This is a genomic window from Bradyrhizobium sp. MOS002, from assembly GCF_003020115.1.
Classification (GTDB): Bacteria; Pseudomonadota; Alphaproteobacteria; order Rhizobiales; family Xanthobacteraceae; genus Bradyrhizobium.
The window spans coordinates 872,545-890,981 of the sequence record NZ_PYFX01000001.1 but is presented as its reverse complement, the minus strand read 5'-3'; the positions used below and the strand labels follow the sequence as shown (position 1 = coordinate 890,981).

The following is an 18,437-nucleotide window of genomic DNA, read 5'->3' as shown; positions in this document are numbered from 1 at the left end:
CTATCGCTTCGGCTGCGCCGGCTTGCGCGGCGGTCGCGGAGCGGCGGCCGGTGTGGGTGTCCCGCTCATCTTGTTGGCGGCTTCGCTGACGTCGAGCAGCGAGCGACGGATGTCTTCGAGGAAGCTCGCCGATTTCTTCCTCATGGTGTCGGCGAGCTCGTGCAATCCCTGGATCTTTTCGAACAGCTCATCCGCCTTGCCGTCGGCAAAGCCGGGCACCACGCCCTCGATCTTTGTGACCGCCTTGTCGAAGCCCGCGAAGGCGCTGTCGACCTTGGCCATGACGGAATCGATTTCGCCGCCCTTGCTCCTGAGATCGGCGGTGTAGTTCTCGAACGTGCGCAGGCCCTCCTTGATCGCCGGGGCGTTGCTGACGATCGTGCGATCGACACTATGCAGGGTGTCGACGATCGATTCGGCGTCGCTGAGATCGGCGGTCAGCACGGGGACGCCGTCGGAGTCCAGCGGCACCGGCGGCGCGGAGGGCGCGCCGCCGATCAGCGAGACCGCGGCGACGCCGGTGAGACCCTGGAACTCGATGCCCGCGACGGTGTCCTTGCGGATTGGCGCGGTATTGTCGAGCATCACAAGCGCCACGACCTTGCGCGGATTGTCGAGCTTGATCGACAGGATCTGGCCTGCGGGAACACCGTCGAAATTGACCGGCCCTCCGCGGCGCAATCCGCTGGCGGAGCCGCCCTCGAATACCACGCGCAACGGGCTGCGGCTCTGGAGGGTGCGCCATTTCTGCACGCCGAGCACGCCGCCGAACGCCACGGCGATCACCGCCAGCGTCGCCGTTCCGATCACCAGATTGCTCGCGCGTGCCATGCGGGGTGATTTTACGGCCAAACGAGGGAAGTTGGAAGGAGCTGCAATGGTACGCAGGGCGGGTTAGTGAAGCGTAACCCGCCAACGCCTCGTACGGTCATGGACCGATTTGGCGGATTACGCTGCGCTAATCCGCCCTACGCGACATCAATGCCCGGCGGCGCGTTTTGCCGCAGCATTGTTCAGCACAATGAGGGCATCGACGGCGACACCGGTCCTGGCATTGATCAGGAATGGATTGACGTCGATCGAGGCGATCCGGTCACCGGCATCCGCGATCAGGTTGGAGAGGCCGACCAGCGCCTTCACCGCGGAGGCCTCGTGCAAGGCCGGCTTGCCGCGATAGCCGCGCATCTTGATACCGGCCTTGGTGCGGCCGATCAGGAGCCGGGCCTCAGCCTCGTCCAGCGGCGCACCGGCGAGCGCGACGTCCTTCATCAGCTCGATGTCGATGCCGCCGGTGCCGAACAGCACGACCGGACCCATCTCGGCATCGAGGGAGGCGCCGACCACGAGTTCCAGATCGGCCTTGACCTGTTGCGCGATCAGGATGCCGTCGAGCTTCGGCTTGCCCTTCAGCCTGTTCACCCGCGCGGTGATGTCGGCGAACGCCTTCTTCACCTCGGCCGGGTTGTAGAGATTCAGCACCACGCCGCCGATGTCCGATTTGTGCAGGATCTCGGCGCTGACGACTTTGGCCACGACCGGGAAGCCGATCTGCTTGGCGATCTTCACGGCCTCGGCTGCCGTCTGTGCGATGGCCTCCTTCGAGATCGGGATGCCGTAGGCCTTCAGGAGCTTCTTCGAGGCGACCTCGTCGAGTGCGGCGCCGGTTGCCGATTTCAGCGCCTTCTCCAGCACCGCACGCGCGGCAGGCTTCGAGCTCGAGACGATATCGGGCACTTCCTTGCGCAGCCTGGCGTAGTCGAGCAGCGACTTGATCGCAGTCACCGCGCGATCCATGCCCTGCATGACAGCGAGATGCGGCAGCGATTTGCGCAAGGTCTTGGTGAACTCGGTGAAGCCGATCGACATCGCGCTGATATAGATCACCGGCTTGCCGGCCCGGCTCGCCATCTCGTCGACGATGCGCAGATTGCGCTCGCGCAGCTCGTGCGGCGCTTTCGGCAGCTCGGCATCGATGATGACGATGTCGATATCGGGATCATCGATCATCAGCCCGATCGATTTCATGTAGACGGAGGGATCGACCACCGCGGCAAAGCCGGCGTCGAGCGGATTGCCGACGATCGAGCCCGGCCCGAGCATCTTTGCCAGCTCCGAGCCGACATGCGAGCTGAGTGGTGCAAAATTCAGACCTTCCGCATCGAAGGCGTCGATCAGCATGCCGCGCTTGCCGCCGGATAGCGTCACTGCAGCTAGCCGGTCGCCCCTTGGCACTGCGGCGTGGACGAAGCATTCGGTGGTCTCGATCAGCTCGTCGAGCCCGCCGACCCTGATGACCCCTTCGCGCGTTGCAATGGCGTCGAATGTCTCGATCGAGCCCGCAAGCGCGCCGGTGTGTGCCATCGCCGCCGCGCGGCCACCCTCGGACGCCCCGAGCTTGAGCGCGATCACCGGTTTGCTCGCGGCGCGCGCGGCCTTGCAGGCGTCGCGGAATGCCTTGGTGTTGCGCACGCCTTCGAGGTACACCACGATCACCTTGATGCTCGGATCCTCGGCGAAATACCGCATCAGGTCCGGCGTCTCGAGCCCGGCCTCGTTGCCGGTCGTCACCATGTAGCCGACCCCGACGCCGCGATCTTCCAGGGCCTGGCGGATTGCCATGACGATGGCGCCGGATTGTCCGGCAATCGCCACCGCGCCCTGTTCCATGGTGACGATACGGTCGTCGATATTGGTGAAGAGCTTTTCGCCGGCGCTCAAATTGCCGAGGCAGTTCGGGCCGGTGACCGCCAATCCCGTCTCGCGCACGGCCGCTTGCAGTTCGGCGGCGAGCTTCTGGCTTTCCTCGTCCTGCAACTCGCTGAAGCCCGAGGTGACGATGGTGGCCGAGCGCGCGCCGGCCGCGGCGGCATCGCGGATCACCTGCACGGCAAAGCGCGCCGGCACCAGCACCAGCACGTGGTCGGGCTTTTCCGGGAGGCTTGCAAAGTCCTTGTAGCAGGGGACACCCCAGATGGTCTCGCGTTTGGCATTGACCGGATAGAGTCCGCCCTCATAGCCGTATTTGACCAAATTGTTCCAGATGCGCTCGGCATAGTTGCCGGGCTTGTCGGTCGCGCCCACCAGCACGATGTTGCGCGGATGCAGCATGGCGTGGATGCCCTTGACGATGTCGGTGGCATCGGGCGGCGGAGACCATGGGCGCGATGAAGCGGAGGCGGCAGACACGCGAGCTTCCATGGTGTGACCTCACCTGTTGTTCTTGTTGGCGGTGCGTCACTCTGTTCTATGGCGAGTTCTTCGGACTGGCAACCGCGTGGGCGGGTATGCCGCGCGGTGGAATGAGCGCGCATCAAGCCCTGGTGATCGACATCTTCGGATCCCTGCTCGCGGTCGTTCAGTATCTCAGGACGCCGAGCTTGTAGGCGTAGTGATAGGCCAGCTGCTTCGCAAGATAAGGAGCGATAGCGCGCCGGATCTGCATCTGTGTCGGTTCGAAGCCGAGAATGCGTCGCCGCAGGACGCCCATCTCCCTGACGCCGACCGCGTAGGTGGATGCCGTCTTTTGTGCGTCATGGATTCGGAAGCAGGCGAGAAATCGCGGCAAGCGTGCGAATTTGAATCCCGCGGCTTGCGCGCGCAGGATGAAGTCCCAGTCCATCGCGTAGTGTAAGCTCTCGTCGATCGGCCCGATCCTGTCCCACACGCGCTTGCGCCAGAACATCGTCTCTTGCGGAATGTAGTCGGCATATCGCAACGCCTTGCCGTCATGGGGCGGCAGCACGGCGCGGCCTACCTCAAGTCCTTCGCGATCGATGAAGACGCGATGGCCGTAAACGACGTCGACATGCGGATGTGCGATGAAGTAACTTGCGACATAGGCAAGTGTCCCCGGCAGCAGCATGTCGTCGCTGTTGAGATAGGCCATGATCTCGCTCTTGATGCCGGCGAAGCCGAGATTGATGGCGCTGGATTGCCCCTTGTCCGGTTCGCTCCTCCAGCTCAGGCTATCGCCGCGGCTTTTCAGGAGATCGAGCGTGCCGTCGATCGAGGCGCCGTCCTGCACGTGATAATACAAGTCCGGATAGTTCTGACTGACGATGCTGTCGATCGTGGCGCCGAGATATTGCGCATGGTTGTAGCTCGGAGTGACCATCGCGATCCGGGGCGCATCCGAATGGATCGCAGGTGCCGGCGGGAAAGCCGTCAGGTTGAGCAGGCGCGGCGGATATTGCTCGAAGGTCCACATCGGCGGGCGGCGCCAGAGGCTCCGAAGCGAGGAGCGTCTTTGCCCGGCGGCGATGAGATCCTGGTTCCTCTCCAGGAGCGCGACGCGGTTTTCGAGCTGTTCGAGACGCTGCCTGAACTCCTCGTCCATCACCGTTCTTCTCGCAAATTGCAGCGAAAATGCTCAATGGGCCATTCTGATAGGTCTCCCGTCGACGGCGCCGGTTCAGGGGTTCCATCAAGCGGCATAGTCCCTACAGGTCGGGCGCGGATTCAAGAGGGGGGGGGGGCGGATCGATTGCGAACCGCTATTCATCGGTTCCGATCAGGGTGGCATGCAGGATGTAGCGCTCGGGGCCGGACGCGACGGCGTCGAACGGCCAGCACGTCGCGAGCACGAGTTCGGCATCTCGTGCCGCAGGATCGATGCCCGAGGCATCGAAGCGAACCACAGAGGAGGAATCCGCTCGATAGCGAAAGTGTTTACCGTCACTCCGTGTGACATCGATCACATCACCAATGGCGACATTCCGCAGGAAGCGGAAATGAGTGTCGCGGTGCGCTGCATATACGGCAACACCACGCTCGCCCGCATCGGCCGTTTGGCGGATATGGCCGGGCCCGAAAGCGAGCGCCTGGCCGCTCGCGCCTTCCAGCACGATCGCGCTGGCGCCGATCCGCCTCACCTCGATCCGCGCGACCGGCCAGGTATCGGCCCATGACCATGGCCTGACCACCTCGCCGGTCGCAACGCTCCGGTCGAACGCGCGCTCCAGCAGCACCTGCGCGAGCCACGCTTTGGCATGGATGTAGGCGCCGTCGCCGAACAGGATGATGCCGATCAGGGCAAGGGCCAGGGGAGAGATGAGGCGGGGCAATGTGCTAATTCCGGTCATTGCGAGGAGCGGAGCGACGAAGCAATCCAGACTGTCTCCGTGGATGAATTTCTGGATTGCTTCGCTTCGCTCGCAATGACGAATTTGAGAGGGCGTGTTCAAAAAAGGCGCGCGCGGCCGTTGGTGTGGGACGGGCAGCCGCGCGCGCTAACAGAGGAGTTCGGGAGGCTCCTCTCTCAAGCGGCGTCAGTGAGCAAGGACTGACGCCGGTTGAACACGAACAGGATCAGGGCGAGCACGACCAGGATCAGGCCTGCGGTCATTTTCAGCTCGGCCGAGGTCGCGGTCTTGGGCAGGCGGATTGCATCCGGTGCGGCGGGAATCGGCCGCCTGGTGGTCGGCTGGTTGCGTGCATCGGCGTGACGCTCGCGGAGCTGCGCCGGGACCTGCTGTCGTTCGCCAAAGACTTTCGCGAAATCCCAACCGGCGGGCAGGTTGATCGGCAATTCGCTGAGCTTGAGCGGCTCGCTTTCGGGACGGCTCGGCGTCTTGTCGACGGCGACGAGGCTGGTGAGCCGCGTGACGATCTGATGGTCGAGCGCCAGTGCCAGGATCGCCTTGTCGGAGTCTTCGGGCGTCATCTCGCGCAGGGTGCGCGCCACTTCGGCATCGTCGATCTTGCGCTTGGCCCAAAGCTTCGACAGGCCTCTGCCTTCGGCCGCATTCTGCAGCGGCAGCGTCACCGACCATGGGCGGTCGCCGACGCGGCCCTTGATCTCGACCGAGCCCGCGAGCGTGTCGAGCTTTGCCGCCAGCACTAGCGGCTCGTCGCGATAGACGTCGGGAATGATCGTCGGTGTGACGTCGGCCTTGGCTTCGGAGAACTTTGCGCTCAGGCCGGTCACGGCCGGGTTCTCGAGCTTGGCAAACAGGCCGCGCATGCGCTCCTCGACCTGCTCGACGGAGCCGATATGGGTGAAGGCACCGCGGCCGAGCTCGGCGGCGCGGGTCATCAGATAGGTGTTGGGCGCCGACCCGATGCCGACCATGAACACGCGCGAGCGGCCGCGCATCGCCGTGATCGCTTCGAACAATTGCTGCTCGTTGCCGATCGCACCATCGGTCAGGAAGACGACCTGGCGAACCATGCCGGCATCGCCGAGCTTGTCGGTCAGCGCGGCACGCATCGCCGGCACCATCTCGGTGCCGCCACGCGCCTGCAGCGCGCCGACGAACGAGGTGGCTTCACCGACACGCTCGGCATCCGCCGCCATTGAGGCCGGAAACAGCACGTCCATGGTGTCGTCGAAGCGGATGACGTTGAAACGGTCGGTCGGCTGGAGACGGGAGAGCGCGTAGGTGAGGCTCGCCTTGGCCTGAACGATCGACGTGCCGCCCATCGAGCCGGAATTGTCGATCACGAATATCACCTCGCGCGGCCGTGGCTTCTGCGTGACCTGCTCGGCGGCGGGCGGGGTGACGAAGGCGAGCAGATAATCGGCGTCGCCGACGCGCTCGCGGAATAGGCCAACCGACGGCGCCTTCGCGGCGACCGGCTTCCAGGTCAGTTCGAAATCGCGGTCGGCAGGCACGGCACCGTCGGCAAGCGTGATGATTCGCGTCGTGGTGTCCGGGCTCTCGGCCTTGACGTTATGGTGGGGACTCTTGACCTCGCCGAGCGCAAAGCCGGCGTTCAGGCGTACCGTGATGCTGGTTGGATTGAGCGGCGCATTCCTGGCCGGATCCAGCACGGGCGACGAGATGCGGTCGCGGTCCGGTACCGGGTCCGTGTTCGTCGCGCCCCAGCCGGAGCCATCGTTGCGGAAATCGACGCTCTGGACGATCGGCGCCGGATTGTAGCGCGGCCCGACCACCAGCGGCAGGCGCAGCGAATATTCGCTGCCGGATTGATGCACCGGCTCCTGATATTCGATCTGCACCAGGACGGTTTCGCCGGGACCGATATTGGCGACCGAGTTGGTGAAGATGTTCGGCCGCTCCTGTTCGGTGAGCGCAGCCTTCTGGCCGGCCCGGCGCGCCTCCTCGTAGATCACGCGCGCCTGCTGCCGCTCCTTGATGTCACCGACGATGACGCGGTTGCCGACCACCATCTTCAGCGAATCGACGGCACCGCCGGCGGGGAGCGGATAGACATAGGTCGCCTCGACCCAGTCCTTGGTCGGATTGCGGAAGATTTGGGTGACGCGGGCGCGCAGCGTCGGGCCTGATACCGTGATGTCGACGTCGATGCCGAGGCGGACCGCTTCCGTGTAGGCGCCGTCCTCCTTGAGGAGGAGAGATCCGGATTTGGCTTCGCCGGGCTGGAGCAGGCTGGCCTGCTCCGTCGTCGCCGACCAGCCCGGCTCGAGGCTCACCAGCAACGCCACGAAGGCGACCAGCATCACCGCGATGCCCTGCGCCAGCAGAAACAGTCCGACCACGATGAGTCTGCCCAGCCAAGGATGTTCGTTGCTGTCCGTCGTGTCGTAGGTATCCATTTGGCCTGCTCCCGAGGATGTTTGCTGGCCCTGAGCATCCGCCGGGACGGCCCGATTTCGCGAGCAGAATGATCGGCAATGATCCGCCGCGGCTGGCCCGCGCGGCCCGCCGCCGGGGGGCGAAGTGCGGTTTTGTGCTGGTTTGTCCGCCCTGCTAGGATGTCGTCCTGGAGCAGGGCCACGATGCAGACGCAGGATAAATTCACCGACAAGCAGCTTTCGGACGAGCAGAGTCGCGAGATCGCAGAGACCATTCGCGAGGAGCTCGCCAGGCGCCGGATTTCCCGGCAGGCGCTGGCTGAGCAGGCCAAGCTCAGCCTATCGACCCTTGAGAAGGTGCTCGGCGGCCGACGGCCGTTCACGCTGGCGACCACGGTGCGGCTGGAGCAGGCGCTGGGCGTCTCCCTGCGCAGAAGCGCCGCCGTGGTGGCGCCTCCGGCCGCAAGCGATGTCGCGCCCGACAGCCTCGGCTCCTATGCCCATCGCGCGGTGACCTGGCTCGAGGACGTCTACATCACGCTGCGACCGTCGTTCGGCGACAAGGACGCGATCTTCGCCTACCGCACCGAGATCGTCTGGGAGCCGAAGGTCTCTGCACTGGTGTTCCGCGAGGGCGAGCGGACCGATGCCGCCTATGAACACACCGGCGAGGTCGCGGTGCCGCATCAGTCCGGCTTCATCTATCTTGTCATCATCAAGCACGGCCAGCATCGCGTGATCACGGTGTCGCGGCCGACGGTCGCCGGCGAGATGTACGGGATCATCTCGACGCTCCGCGCCGGCCCCGGCTCGCAGCTGACGCCGATCGCAGCACCGATCGCCTATGTGCCGCTCCGAAACTTCGCGAAGCCCTCGCTGGGTCGGGTCGCGCCCGGCGATGCTAACCACGAATTATACCAAAAGCATCTGCGCCGAACGGTGGAAGAATCGTTCGCGCTGTTTCTGTCGGTATAGTCCGCAAGAAATAATCTGGAATGACGCAGCATGCGTCTATAAGAGGACATGCAGGACGCGCCCGCACCCGACGACGGCAAATCTCCGCTGTTCTCAATTATTATCCCGCTCGAATCTCACCGCGGGCAGTGGGAGCAGTCCTGGCTCGGCTGGACGTCGCAGACCGCCGACACATCGCTCTACGAGATCATTCTGGTCGTGCCGCCGGATTTCACGGCACGCGAGCAGTTGAAGGCGCTGGTCGGCAACAGGGCCCGCCTCGAATTCGCTGATTCCGAACACGACATCGGGCTCTGCGCATTCGGCGCGACGAAGGCGCGCGGCAGCTATCTGTTCTTCACGGAATCGCACTGCCGGCCCGAACCCGACGTGGTCGAACTCTGCATTGGAGCGATCGATGTTCATCCCGACTGGGCCGGCTTTTCCTGCCGTTCGATCCCGATCTGCCATAACCGGTTATCCGTGGCAGAGGCCGCGATGTACCAGGCCGACATCGAGTTCGGTATGAAGCAGCATCCCTGGCGCAAGGTCCTGGATCAGTGTTTCGTGACGCGGCGCGACGTCTACCGGGAATGCGGCGGCCTGCGCGAGGAGCTCGGTCATTTTGCCGAATGGGTGCTTGCCGCCGCTTATCACGCGAGAGGCTATTCCATCGGCTATCTCGAGGAGGCGCGCTTCCATCACTACTATGTCGGCGAGCTCGACGAGCTGAAGCAATTCACGCTCGACTTCGTGCAAGGCGAGATTCGCTATCTGAGCGAGGCCCGCAACGATGCCGGCAGCGAGCTGCTCGACATTCCAGTCGAGTGGAGCGCGCGGAGCGAGGCCGGCACGTCACTCGCCCGCAATGCACTGAACGCGCTCCTACGCTACAGCCTCGCTGGCGGCGGCTGGGGACGGCCCGGCGAGAAATTACCGGCGTTATGGCGTTGGGCCGTGCCGGCGCTGCTCGGCGATCTCGGCGCGCGCGGTTTCGCGCGGCTGGGGGCATGGCACGCGCGGGCCGTGCTGGTCGTTCTGACGGCCGTCGGATCGAGCGAGGCGATCGCGCGATGGATGCGGCGATACATCGCCGCGCTGATCCGGCATCAGAGACTCGATTGCATTCATCGTCTCGGGCCAGATGCGCGGTCTGTTGGCGGCCTTCTTGGTGAGCACGTTGTCGCGCAGATCGGATTCCATGCCGAGGAGATCTCCGCCGGCCACACGTTCCGCTGGAGCGAACCGGAGGCCGCCGTGCGGATCAAGGGAATGCCTGGCCGCACCATCGTCCGCGTTCGAAGCCCCGCACTTCGCGCGCCGCTGGATACGATCGACACCCGGTTCTATGTCGACGGCAAGCCGGTCGCCCCCGAAGCGGTCGTGACCGGTTATGACGGCTACACGCTGAGCCTCGATCTGCCGCCGTCAGGCATCGCCACCCTCGCCTGGGCATGCCCCGGGTTCAGGGGTGTCGGCGATTCGCGTCGTCTCGGCCTGTCCATCGCGGGCATCGACGTCGGCCACGACATGATCGAGGTCAAAAGCGCGGAAACAGCGTCGTCGCTCGCTTGAAAAGAATAGCGGCCCCTGGGCCGCTATTCGGTATTTCAGGCGGTTGCTTTTCAGCCGAACTAGCCGCCCGTTTCGGCGCTGATGATGTCGCCGAACAGCTCCCACTGGCCCTTCTTGAACCGCCACATCTTGAGCTGCTCGATCGGCGCGAAGTCCGTGGCGGAGGTGTTGATCTTGATCCCCGGGATCAGCGTGTCGGGGACGAAGTCTTTCAGACTGGCGGCCTGCTTCATCACATTTTCACGGGTCAGATTGTCGCCCGCCTGCTTCAGCACCTGCACCATCGTCTGGGCTGCGGCATAGGCGTAAACCAGATTGGCGTCCGAAATATTTGCACCCGGCATGTACTTGTCGACGAAGACCATGAACTTCTTCATGCCTTCATCATCCTTCCACTGCGGATCCGACGCATCCTTCAAATAGCCGGCCGATAGCACGCCTTCGGATGCCTCGAGGCCGGCGGGCTTCATCACCGCACCGATGGACACCGAGACATCAGTCATGAGATGCATCGGCTTCCATTCCAGCTCCGCGATCTTCTTGATCGCCTGCGCCGCGAATTTCGGGGTCGCGATATTCACGAAGACATCGGCGCCCGTGCCCTTGAGCTTGACGATATGGGCATCGATCGAGGGTTCTGACGTCTCGTAGCTCTCTTCGGCCACGATCAGTTTCGATGCCTTGTCACCGAACACGTCCTTGATGCCGGCGAGGTAGTCTTTACCGAAATCGTCGTTGGCATAGAAGATCGCGACCTTCGCGTCCGGCTTCTCCTTCAGAATGTATTTGGCGAAGATCTGTGCCTCGACGCGGTAGCTGGGCTGGAAGCCCATGGTCCAGGGAAAGTTCTTCGGATCGTTCCACTTGCTGGCGCCTGTGGCGAGGAACAGCTGCGGCACCTTCTTGGAATTGTGATATTTCTGCACGGCGGTCTGGGTCGGCGTGCCCAGCGCGTTGAACACCAGGAAAACCTCGTCGCTCTCGATCAGCTTGCGGATCTGCTCAACGGTCTTCGGCGGCGAGTAGCCGTCATCGTAGGAGATCCAGTTGATCTTGCGGCCGTTGATGCCGCCCTGGTCGTTGATCATCTTGAAATAGGCTTCCTCGGTCTTGCCGATGACGCCGTAGGCGGAAGCCGGACCGGAATAGGCCTCGACATTGCCGATCTTGATCTCGGTGTCGGTGACGCCGGTGTCGTACGCCTTTTGCGCATACGCGATTTGGGTTGTGAGCAGCGCCAACGCCGTTGCGGCGGCAAACAGGGAGAGTTTCTTGTTCATGAAAATTCCTTGGGGTTTTCTTTGAGGTTTCTTCTGGGATGGAGCAGGCGCGTTGAAAGAGAAAAGCGCCCGCGAGGGGCGCTTTGATCAGGCGTTGGCGGCTTTCTTGTCGACTTCCGAGGCGCCTGAGAATTCCTTGCGCAAGGTCGGCTTGTGTATCTTGCCGGTGGCGTTGCGGGGTAACGCATCGACGAAGCAGACCTGGCGCGGACATTTGAAGCGCGCGAGATTCGCCGCGCAATGCGCGAAGACATCGGCCTCGGTCAAACGCTGGCCCGGCTTTGCCGCGACGATGGCGAGGCCGACCTCGCCCCATTGCGGATCGGGAATGCCGATCACGGCGGCTTCCGCGATGGCGGTGAGTTGGTGCAGGACGTTCTCGACCTCGGCTGGATAGACGTTCTCGCCGCCGGAGATATACATGTCCTTCCAGCGGTCGACGATGTAGTAAAAACCTTCCTCGTCGATGCGGGTCGCGTCGCCGGTGTGCAGCCAGCCGTCGGTGAACGACGTCTTGTTCGCCTCCGGCTTGTTCCAGTAGCCGGGCGTGATGTTCGGTCCCTTGACCCAGAGTTCGCCGAGCTCGCCGACATCGGCGTCGCTGCCATCAGGACGCACGATGCGCACTTCCGTATGCAGTACCGGCTTGCCGGCGGAGCCGGCTTTCCGTGCTGCATCCTCGCGGTCGAGCACCAGCACGGCCGGCGAGGTCTCGGTCATGCCGTAGCCCTGCTGGAGTGCGACGCCACGCGCCTCCCACACCTTGAGCAGCGGCACCGGCATTGGTGCGCCGCCGACGCCGCCGACGATCAGGCGCCCGAGGTCGGTGGTCGCGAAGGCCGGATGCTGGGCCATGAACTGGTAGATCGCGGGCACGCCGAAGAACACGTTGATGCCCTGTGCGGGATCGTTGATCAGGCCGAGCGCCGTGCCGGGATCGAAGGCGCGCATGATCATCACGGTGCCGCCGGCATGCAGCACCGGATTGGTGTAGCAATTCAGGCCGCCGGTGTGGAATAGCGGCAGCACGGTGAGCAGCACCGAGGACGGTCCGATGCAGGCAGGGCCGCCGAGATTGACGCAATTCCAGAAGGTCATGCCATGGGTGATGGTGGCGCCCTTGGGATTGCCAGTCGTGCCGGAGGTGTACATGATGGTCGAGACGTCATCGAGAGTGACCTCCTCGATTTTCTCGAGTGGCTTTGCGGCGGCGATGCCGGCTTCATAAGTCCCGCCGGGGCCAAGCAGCAGGCTGGTCGCAATGCCGCAGAGCTTCGCCACGGCAAGCGCCGTGTCGGCGAGATCGGCGTCGTGGATCATCACCTTCGGGGCGCAATCGCCGGTGATGAACTGGAGCTCGGGAACGGTGAGGCGGGTGTTCAGCGGCACGAAGATCGCACCCAGCCGGCCGCAGGCAAACTGCACCTCCAGCGTATCGGTTGTGTTCAGCGCCAGCACCGCGACGCGCTCGCCGCTCGAGACTTTCAACGTATGGCGCAGGAATGAAGCGAGGCGCGAGATGCGCGCATCGAGCTGCGCATAGCTGAAGCGGCGCTTGCTCGCGAGGTCGATCACCGCGACCTTGTTCGGCGTGCGGCGGCCATGGTGGGCGATCCAGTCGTAGTAACGAACGGCCAAAAATTCCTCCCTCGGCGGTCTGGTGCCGCCCGCGTCCCTATTGCCGTGCACCATGCCCGGCATGGCCCTGGGGCCAGCCGGAGTTTGTGCATCACACTTTTTTTGATCCGGAGTTGGCGCGCGAGCGATGAAAATCGTCTTGCGTTGAGTTGCTAGAGCGGGCCTGTTCGGAGCAAAGCCCTGGCCAGCCACTCCGCGCAAGTGAGCCGTCGAGGTTCCGGCCATGGTGGACGAGACGAATCCGCCAGCAAGGCGAGAGTGCGATGATGAGCCCGTTCTATACCGCCGAGCACGACGCCTTTCGCGACGTCATGCGCCGCTTCGTCGACAGCGAGATTGCGCCCTTCGCCCATGAGTGGGACGAGGCCGGCGAATTCCCCCGCGCGCTCTATCGCAAGGCGGCCGAGATCGGGCTCTTGGGGCTCGGATTCCCCGAGGAATATGGTGGGATCGCCGCCGACCAGTTCATGAAGATCGTCGCCAGCCAGGAGCTGGCGCGGGCTGGCGCCGGCGGGATCAGCGCCAGTCTGATGAGCCATACGATCGGTTCGCCGCCGGTCGCGCGGGCCGCGCGCCCCGAGGTCAAGGCGCGCGTGCTGCCTCAGGTGCTCGCGGGTGAGAAGATCTCCGCGCTCGCGATCACCGAGCCGGGCGGCGGCTCCGATGTCGCGGGCCTCCGCACCAAAGCGCGGCGCGACGGCGATCACTACGTCGTGAGCGGCGAGAAGACCTTCATCACCTCGGGTATGCGCGCCGACTATCTGACCGTTGCGGTGCGTACCGGCGGCGAGGGTGCCGGCGGCGTCAGCCTGCTCCTGATCGAGGGGGATACGCCCGGCCTGTCCCGGACCAAGCTGAAGAAGATGGGCTGGTGGGCCTCTGACACCGCGACACTCCATTTCGACGAGTGCCGCGTACCGGCGGAAAACCTGATCGGCGAGGAAGGCCAGGGTTTCAAGATCATCATGCGGAACTTCAACAGCGAGCGCATGGGCATGGCGGCGGGCTGCACCGCGTTCGCGCGCGTCTGCCTCGACGAGGCGATTGCTTACGCCAAGGAGCGCAAGACCTTTGGCAAGCCGCTCGCGCAGCATCAGGTGATCCGCCACAAGATCGTCGACATGGCGCAGAAGGTCGCCGCATCGCAGGCGATGCTGGAGATGCTGGCCTGGCGGCTGGAGCAGGGCGAAAGCCCGGTCGCCGAGATCTGCATGATGAAGAATCAGGCGACGCAGACCATGGCGTTCTGCGCCTCCGAAGCCGTGCAAATTTTTGGCGGCGCCGGCTTCATGCGCGGCATCAAGGCGGAGCGCATCTATCGTGAGGTCAAGGTCAACGCCATCGGTGGCGGCACCGAGGAGATCATGAAGGATCTGGCGTCGCGGCAGATGGGGTTGTGACCTCGGTCATTCCGGGGCGACGTGAAGCGTCGAACCCGGAATCTCGATATTGTAGGACTCATCTCTGGATTCCGGGTTCGCGCTTCGCGCGCCCCGGAATGACAAAGGGAAAGAAATGCTGTTTACCGCCGACCACGACGAGATCCGCCGTTCCTTGCAAAAATTCATTGCCAACGAGATCAATCCTCACGTCGATGAATGGGAGAAGGCCGACATCTTCCCGGCGCACGAGCTGTTCGGGAAGATGGGCAGCCTCGGCTTTCTCGGGCTGAACAAGCCGGTCGAATTCGGCGGCTCCGGCCTCGACTATTCCTACGCGTTGATGATGGCGGAAGAGCTCGGCGCCATCACTTGCGGCGGCGTGCCGATGGCGATCGGGGTGCAGACCGACATGGCGACGCCGGCGCTGGCGCGGTTCGGCTCCGATGAAGTGCGGCGCGAGTTTCTGGCGCCCTCGATCTCAGGCGACTACGTCGCCTGCATCGGCGTCTCCGAGCCGGGCGCGGGTTCTGACGTGGCCTCGATCAAGACCAATGCGCGCGCGGACGGCGACGATTACGTCATCGATGGCGGCAAGATGTGGATCACCAACGGCACTCAGGCCGACTGGATCTGCCTGCTCGCCAATACCGGTGAGGGGCCCGTTCACCGCAACAAGTCGCTGATCTGCGTGCCCATGAAGACCAGAGGCGTCACTGTCGCGCGCAAGCTCGACAAGATGGGCATGCGCTCCTCCGACACCGCGCAGATCTTCTTCGACAACGTCCGCGTGCCCAGGCGCAACCGGATCGGCGAGGAGGGCAAGGGCTTTACCTACCAGATGATCCAGTTCCAGGAGGAGCGTCTCTGGGGCGCGGCCGCCTGCCTGAAGGCGCACGAGTACATCATCAACGAGACCATCGAATACACCCGCAATCGCAAGGCCTTCGGGAAATCGATCCTCGACAACCAGGTCGTTCACTTCAAGCTCGCGGAGATGCAGACCGAGGTCGAGCTGTTGCGCGCGCTGATCTACCGCGCCGGCGAGGCGCTGGTGGCTGGCGAGGATGTCACGAAACTTGCGACCATGGCCAAGCTGAAGGCCGGGCGACTCGGCCGCGAGCTTACCGACGCCTGCTTGCAATATTGGGGCGGAATGGGCTTTACCAACGAGACGCCGGTCAGCCGTGCCTATCGCGACAGTCGCCTGACATCGATCGGCGGCGGCGCCGACGAGGTCATGCTGATGGTCCTGTGCAAGATGATGGGCACGCTGCCCGGCAGCAAAGGAAGTTCCTGATGGTCACGCTCTATCACTGCGACGGCGCGCGCTCGTTCCGTCCGCTCTGGATGCTGGAGGAGATGGGGCTTCCCTACGAATTGAAGATGCTGCCATTCCCGCCGCGGGTCTTCGCCAAGGAATACCTCGCGCTCAATCCGCTGGGCACGATTCCCTTGTTGGTCGACGGCGACACCAAGATGACGGAATCGTCCGGCATCTGCCACTATCTCGGCATCAAGCATGGACCGACGCCACTGATGGTCGGACCGGAAGATCCCGCCTACGGCGCCTTCCTGAACTGGATGTATTTCAGCGACGCCACGTTAACCTTCCCGCAGACGCTGGTGCTCCGATACACCCAACTCGAGCCGGAAGAGCGCCGCAATCCGCAGGTCGCCGGCGATTATGCCAAGTGGTTCTTGGGCCGCCTGCGCGCCGTCGAGGCAGCCACCGCAACTGCCGAGGCCTTGTGCGCCGGCCGCTTCACTGCCGCCGACATCGTGATCGGCTACGCGCTCCGCCTCGCCGATACTATCGGGCTTGCCAAAGATTTTGGGCCAAATGTCGCAGCCTATTGGGCGCGTTTGCAGCAGCGGGATGGTTTCAAGCGCGCGGTTGCTGCGGAGCAACAGGCCGGCGTCGAGCAGAACGTGGCGCCAAGGGTGAGGGCTTAAGGCTAGTCGTCCCGGCGAAGGCCGGGACCCATACCCCCAAGGAGATATTTTGCGAAGACTGGTCGTTCGGGATCAGCACCGTCCCTACCGATAGATCTCGCGGTATGGGTCCCGGCCTTCGCCGGGACGACGGTTGTCAAAGAGTTCCGTCTCGTCCACCACCCTCGCGGACTGCCGCCGTTTTGCGCTCCATGATAGCGCTATCCCGCCGTGACAGCGCCCAGATTTCCGCTAAGGTGACCTCCGTCCGCAGCGGCCAAAGAGCCGCGCGAGGAGGATCCCAATGGAAGATAACGGTCGCGAATCCGACCATTTGATGCTGATCACGCCGGAGCGGGTGTTCTATGCCGGCCTCCTCGGCCGCCCCCGCAAGCGGACGCCCGGCTGCTGCCATATCTATGTCGCGGTGAAGGGCAGCCTGCATCTGACGATCGATGATGCCCTCGCCACCGGCGAACTGTTCGTGACCCTGCCGAACCAGCGGCATTCCATTGCCAGCGACTACCGCACCGCGATCAGCGTAACGCTGGAGCCGGAGAGCATGCCCGATGGCGTGATCGAGGTCCTGGCCGAGCGGCTCACCGGACCCGACAGGGCCGTCTATGCCCGCAAGATTCTCGCGGCCTACACGCTGTTGCGCCAGCGTCGCTACGGCGACATCACCACCGCCGAATTCGACGAGATGTGCTTTGGCGAAGCGCTGCCGCGCCGCGTGCTCGACCCCCGCGTGACGCGTGCGGTGGCTCGTATCGGCCGCTTCACGGGTGAGCCCGTGACGGCGGACACATGTGCTGCGGACGCCGGACTTTCCGCTTCGCGTTTCCTGCATCTGTTCAAGGAAGAGACCGGCATCTCGTTCCGCTCCTTCCGTGCCTGGAAGCGCGCGCGTCACCTGCTGCACTTCGCCAACCAGGACCTCAACCTCGCCCATCTCGCGCAGGACATCGGCTATCCCGATTCCACTCATTTCAGCCACTCGATCCGCCGCTTCTACGGCTTGAAGCCGCGCGCGATCTTCGTCGGCTCGCGGGATCTTGCGATTTATCGCAGCAGCGAGACGGTGAGGCTTGCGGAGGCGAGTTGATCGCTTCGTAGGGTGGATTAGCCGAAGGCGTAATCCACCAATTCTGCCTCCGAGGAAGCTTAAGAGGTGGGTTACGCCTTCGGCTAACCCACCCTACGACTTCCGTTTTCCAGCTTCTCCGCGCAAGAAGCCGCATGCCACCCATCACATGATCGCAAACGTTGAATTATCAACGTGCGAGACATTCAAGGCATGAGTGACAAGGCTGTCATCACCTGCGCGCTGAACGGCGTGCTCACCGACCCGAAGCAGCACAACGTGCCTGTGACGCCCGAGCAGATGGCGCGCGAGGCCAAGGCTGCGTTCGATGCCGGCGCGTCCATCATGCATATCCATCTGCGCCAGCAGGCGCCGGACAAGGGGCATCTGCCGTCCTGGGAGGTCAGTGTCAGCAAGGAGATCCAGCAGGCGATCCGCGAAGCCTGCCCCGGCGTGATCATCAACCACACCTCGGGTGTGTCAGGGCCGAACTACAGCGGCGCGCTGGATTGCATCCGCGAGACCAGGCCAGAGATCGCCGCCTGCAATGCCGGCTCGCTGAACTATCTGAAGGTGAAGGCCGACAACAGCTGGGCCTGGCCGCCGATGATGTTCGACAATGCGGTCGAGAAGGTGAAGGACTATCTCGACGTCATGAACGCGGTCGGTACCATTCCCGAATTCGAATGTTTTGACGTTGGCATCGTCCGGTGCGTCGGCATGTACCGCCAGGTCGGCATGTACAAGGGCCCGCTTGAATATAACTTCGTGATGGGCGTCGCCTCCGGCATGCCGTCGGATCCCGATCTGCTGCCGATCCTGATCAAGCTGAAGCGTCCCGAGGCGCAATTTCAGGTCACCGCGATCGGCCGCGAAGAGATCTGGCCGCTGCATCAGCGCTGCGCCGAGCTCGGCGGTCATCTGCGCACCGGTCTCGAGGATGCCTTCTATCTCGCCGACGGCAAGAAGGTGACGTCGAACGGCCAGCTGATCGAGGCCATCGCCGCCTGCGCCCGCCGTGCGGGCCGCGAGATCGCCAGCCCGGCCGAAGCGCGGAAGATTTTTGGGACGAACAGGTAAATTATCGCCTCAAC

The 18,437-nt window shown here is 63.8% G+C and carries 14 protein-coding genes; 7 read left to right on the top strand and 7 right to left on the bottom strand.

The window, feature by feature from the left end:
• The 5 genes from C7G41_RS04440 to C7G41_RS04420 form a co-directional block, all read right to left on the bottom strand.
• The gene (locus C7G41_RS04440) at positions 1-831 is read right to left on the bottom strand and encodes an MlaD family protein (RefSeq protein ID WP_106941391.1); all 831 of its coding nucleotides are present in this window, start codon (positions 829-831) and stop codon (positions 1-3) included.
• Positions 832-978: 147 nt separating this feature from the next.
• Positions 979-3,198, bottom strand: a complete 2,220-nt coding sequence (locus C7G41_RS04435) for an acetate--CoA ligase family protein (protein ID WP_106941390.1) — start codon at positions 3,196-3,198, stop codon at positions 979-981.
• Positions 3,199-3,355: 157 nt separating this feature from the next.
• Positions 3,356-4,336, bottom strand: a complete 981-nt coding sequence (locus C7G41_RS04430) for a glycosyltransferase family 2 protein (RefSeq protein ID WP_106941389.1) — start codon at positions 4,334-4,336, stop codon at positions 3,356-3,358.
• Positions 4,337-4,493: 157 nt separating this feature from the next.
• A complete protein-coding gene (locus tag C7G41_RS04425; protein ID WP_106941388.1) occupies positions 4,494-5,063 on the bottom strand; it encodes a class GN sortase in 570 nt (189 codons plus the stop codon).
• Positions 5,064-5,257: 194 nt separating this feature from the next.
• On the bottom strand, positions 5,258-7,519 hold the full coding sequence (locus C7G41_RS04420) for a marine proteobacterial sortase target protein (RefSeq protein ID WP_106941387.1): 2,262 nt from the start codon (positions 7,517-7,519) through the stop codon (positions 5,258-5,260).
• Positions 7,520-7,702: 183 nt separating this feature from the next.
• On the opposite strand from C7G41_RS04420, the gene C7G41_RS04415 reads away from it, so the two are divergent.
• Positions 7,703-8,473 (top strand): helix-turn-helix transcriptional regulator, encoded by a 771-nt coding sequence (locus C7G41_RS04415; protein ID WP_106941386.1) that lies wholly within the window; start codon positions 7,703-7,705, stop codon positions 8,471-8,473.
• 48 nt (positions 8,474-8,521) lie between these two features.
• Positions 8,522-10,027, top strand: a complete 1,506-nt coding sequence (locus C7G41_RS04410) for a glycosyltransferase family 2 protein (RefSeq protein WP_106941385.1) — start codon at positions 8,522-8,524, stop codon at positions 10,025-10,027.
• Between the two features lie 59 nt (positions 10,028-10,086).
• On the opposite strand, the gene C7G41_RS04405 is transcribed toward C7G41_RS04410, so the two are convergent.
• Both C7G41_RS04405 and C7G41_RS04400 read right to left on the bottom strand, forming a co-directional pair.
• Positions 10,087-11,307, bottom strand: a complete 1,221-nt coding sequence (locus C7G41_RS04405) for an ABC transporter substrate-binding protein (protein WP_106941384.1) — start codon at positions 11,305-11,307, stop codon at positions 10,087-10,089.
• Between the two features lie 87 nt (positions 11,308-11,394).
• Positions 11,395-12,945, bottom strand: a complete 1,551-nt coding sequence (locus C7G41_RS04400; RefSeq protein ID WP_199198127.1) for a long-chain fatty acid--CoA ligase — start codon at positions 12,943-12,945, stop codon at positions 11,395-11,397.
• Between the two features lie 263 nt (positions 12,946-13,208).
• Here C7G41_RS04400 and C7G41_RS04395 point away from each other — a divergent pair, with 263 nt between their 5' ends.
• The 5 genes from C7G41_RS04395 (at position 13,209) to C7G41_RS04375 (ending at position 18,423) form a co-directional block, all read left to right on the top strand.
• A complete protein-coding gene (locus C7G41_RS04395; protein ID WP_106941383.1) occupies positions 13,209-14,345 on the top strand; it encodes an acyl-CoA dehydrogenase family protein in 1,137 nt (378 codons plus the stop codon).
• 115 nt (positions 14,346-14,460) lie between these two features.
• The gene (locus C7G41_RS04390) at positions 14,461-15,624 is read left to right on the top strand and encodes an acyl-CoA dehydrogenase family protein (RefSeq protein ID WP_106941382.1); all 1,164 of its coding nucleotides are present in this window, start codon (positions 14,461-14,463) and stop codon (positions 15,622-15,624) included.
• Positions 15,624-16,280 carry a glutathione S-transferase family protein gene (locus tag C7G41_RS04385; protein WP_106941381.1) on the top strand — a complete coding sequence of 219 codons (657 nt, stop codon included), beginning with the start codon at positions 15,624-15,626 and terminating at the stop codon, positions 16,278-16,280. The genes C7G41_RS04390 and C7G41_RS04385 overlap by 1 nt, the downstream gene beginning before the upstream one ends.
• A gap of 283 nt (positions 16,281-16,563) precedes the next feature.
• Positions 16,564-17,364, top strand: a complete 801-nt coding sequence (locus C7G41_RS04380) for an AraC family transcriptional regulator (RefSeq protein ID WP_106941380.1) — start codon at positions 16,564-16,566, stop codon at positions 17,362-17,364.
• 192 nt (positions 17,365-17,556) lie between these two features.
• Positions 17,557-18,423, top strand: a complete 867-nt coding sequence (locus tag C7G41_RS04375) for a 3-keto-5-aminohexanoate cleavage protein (RefSeq protein WP_027514515.1) — start codon at positions 17,557-17,559, stop codon at positions 18,421-18,423.
• Positions 18,424-18,437: the final 14 nt, after the last annotated feature.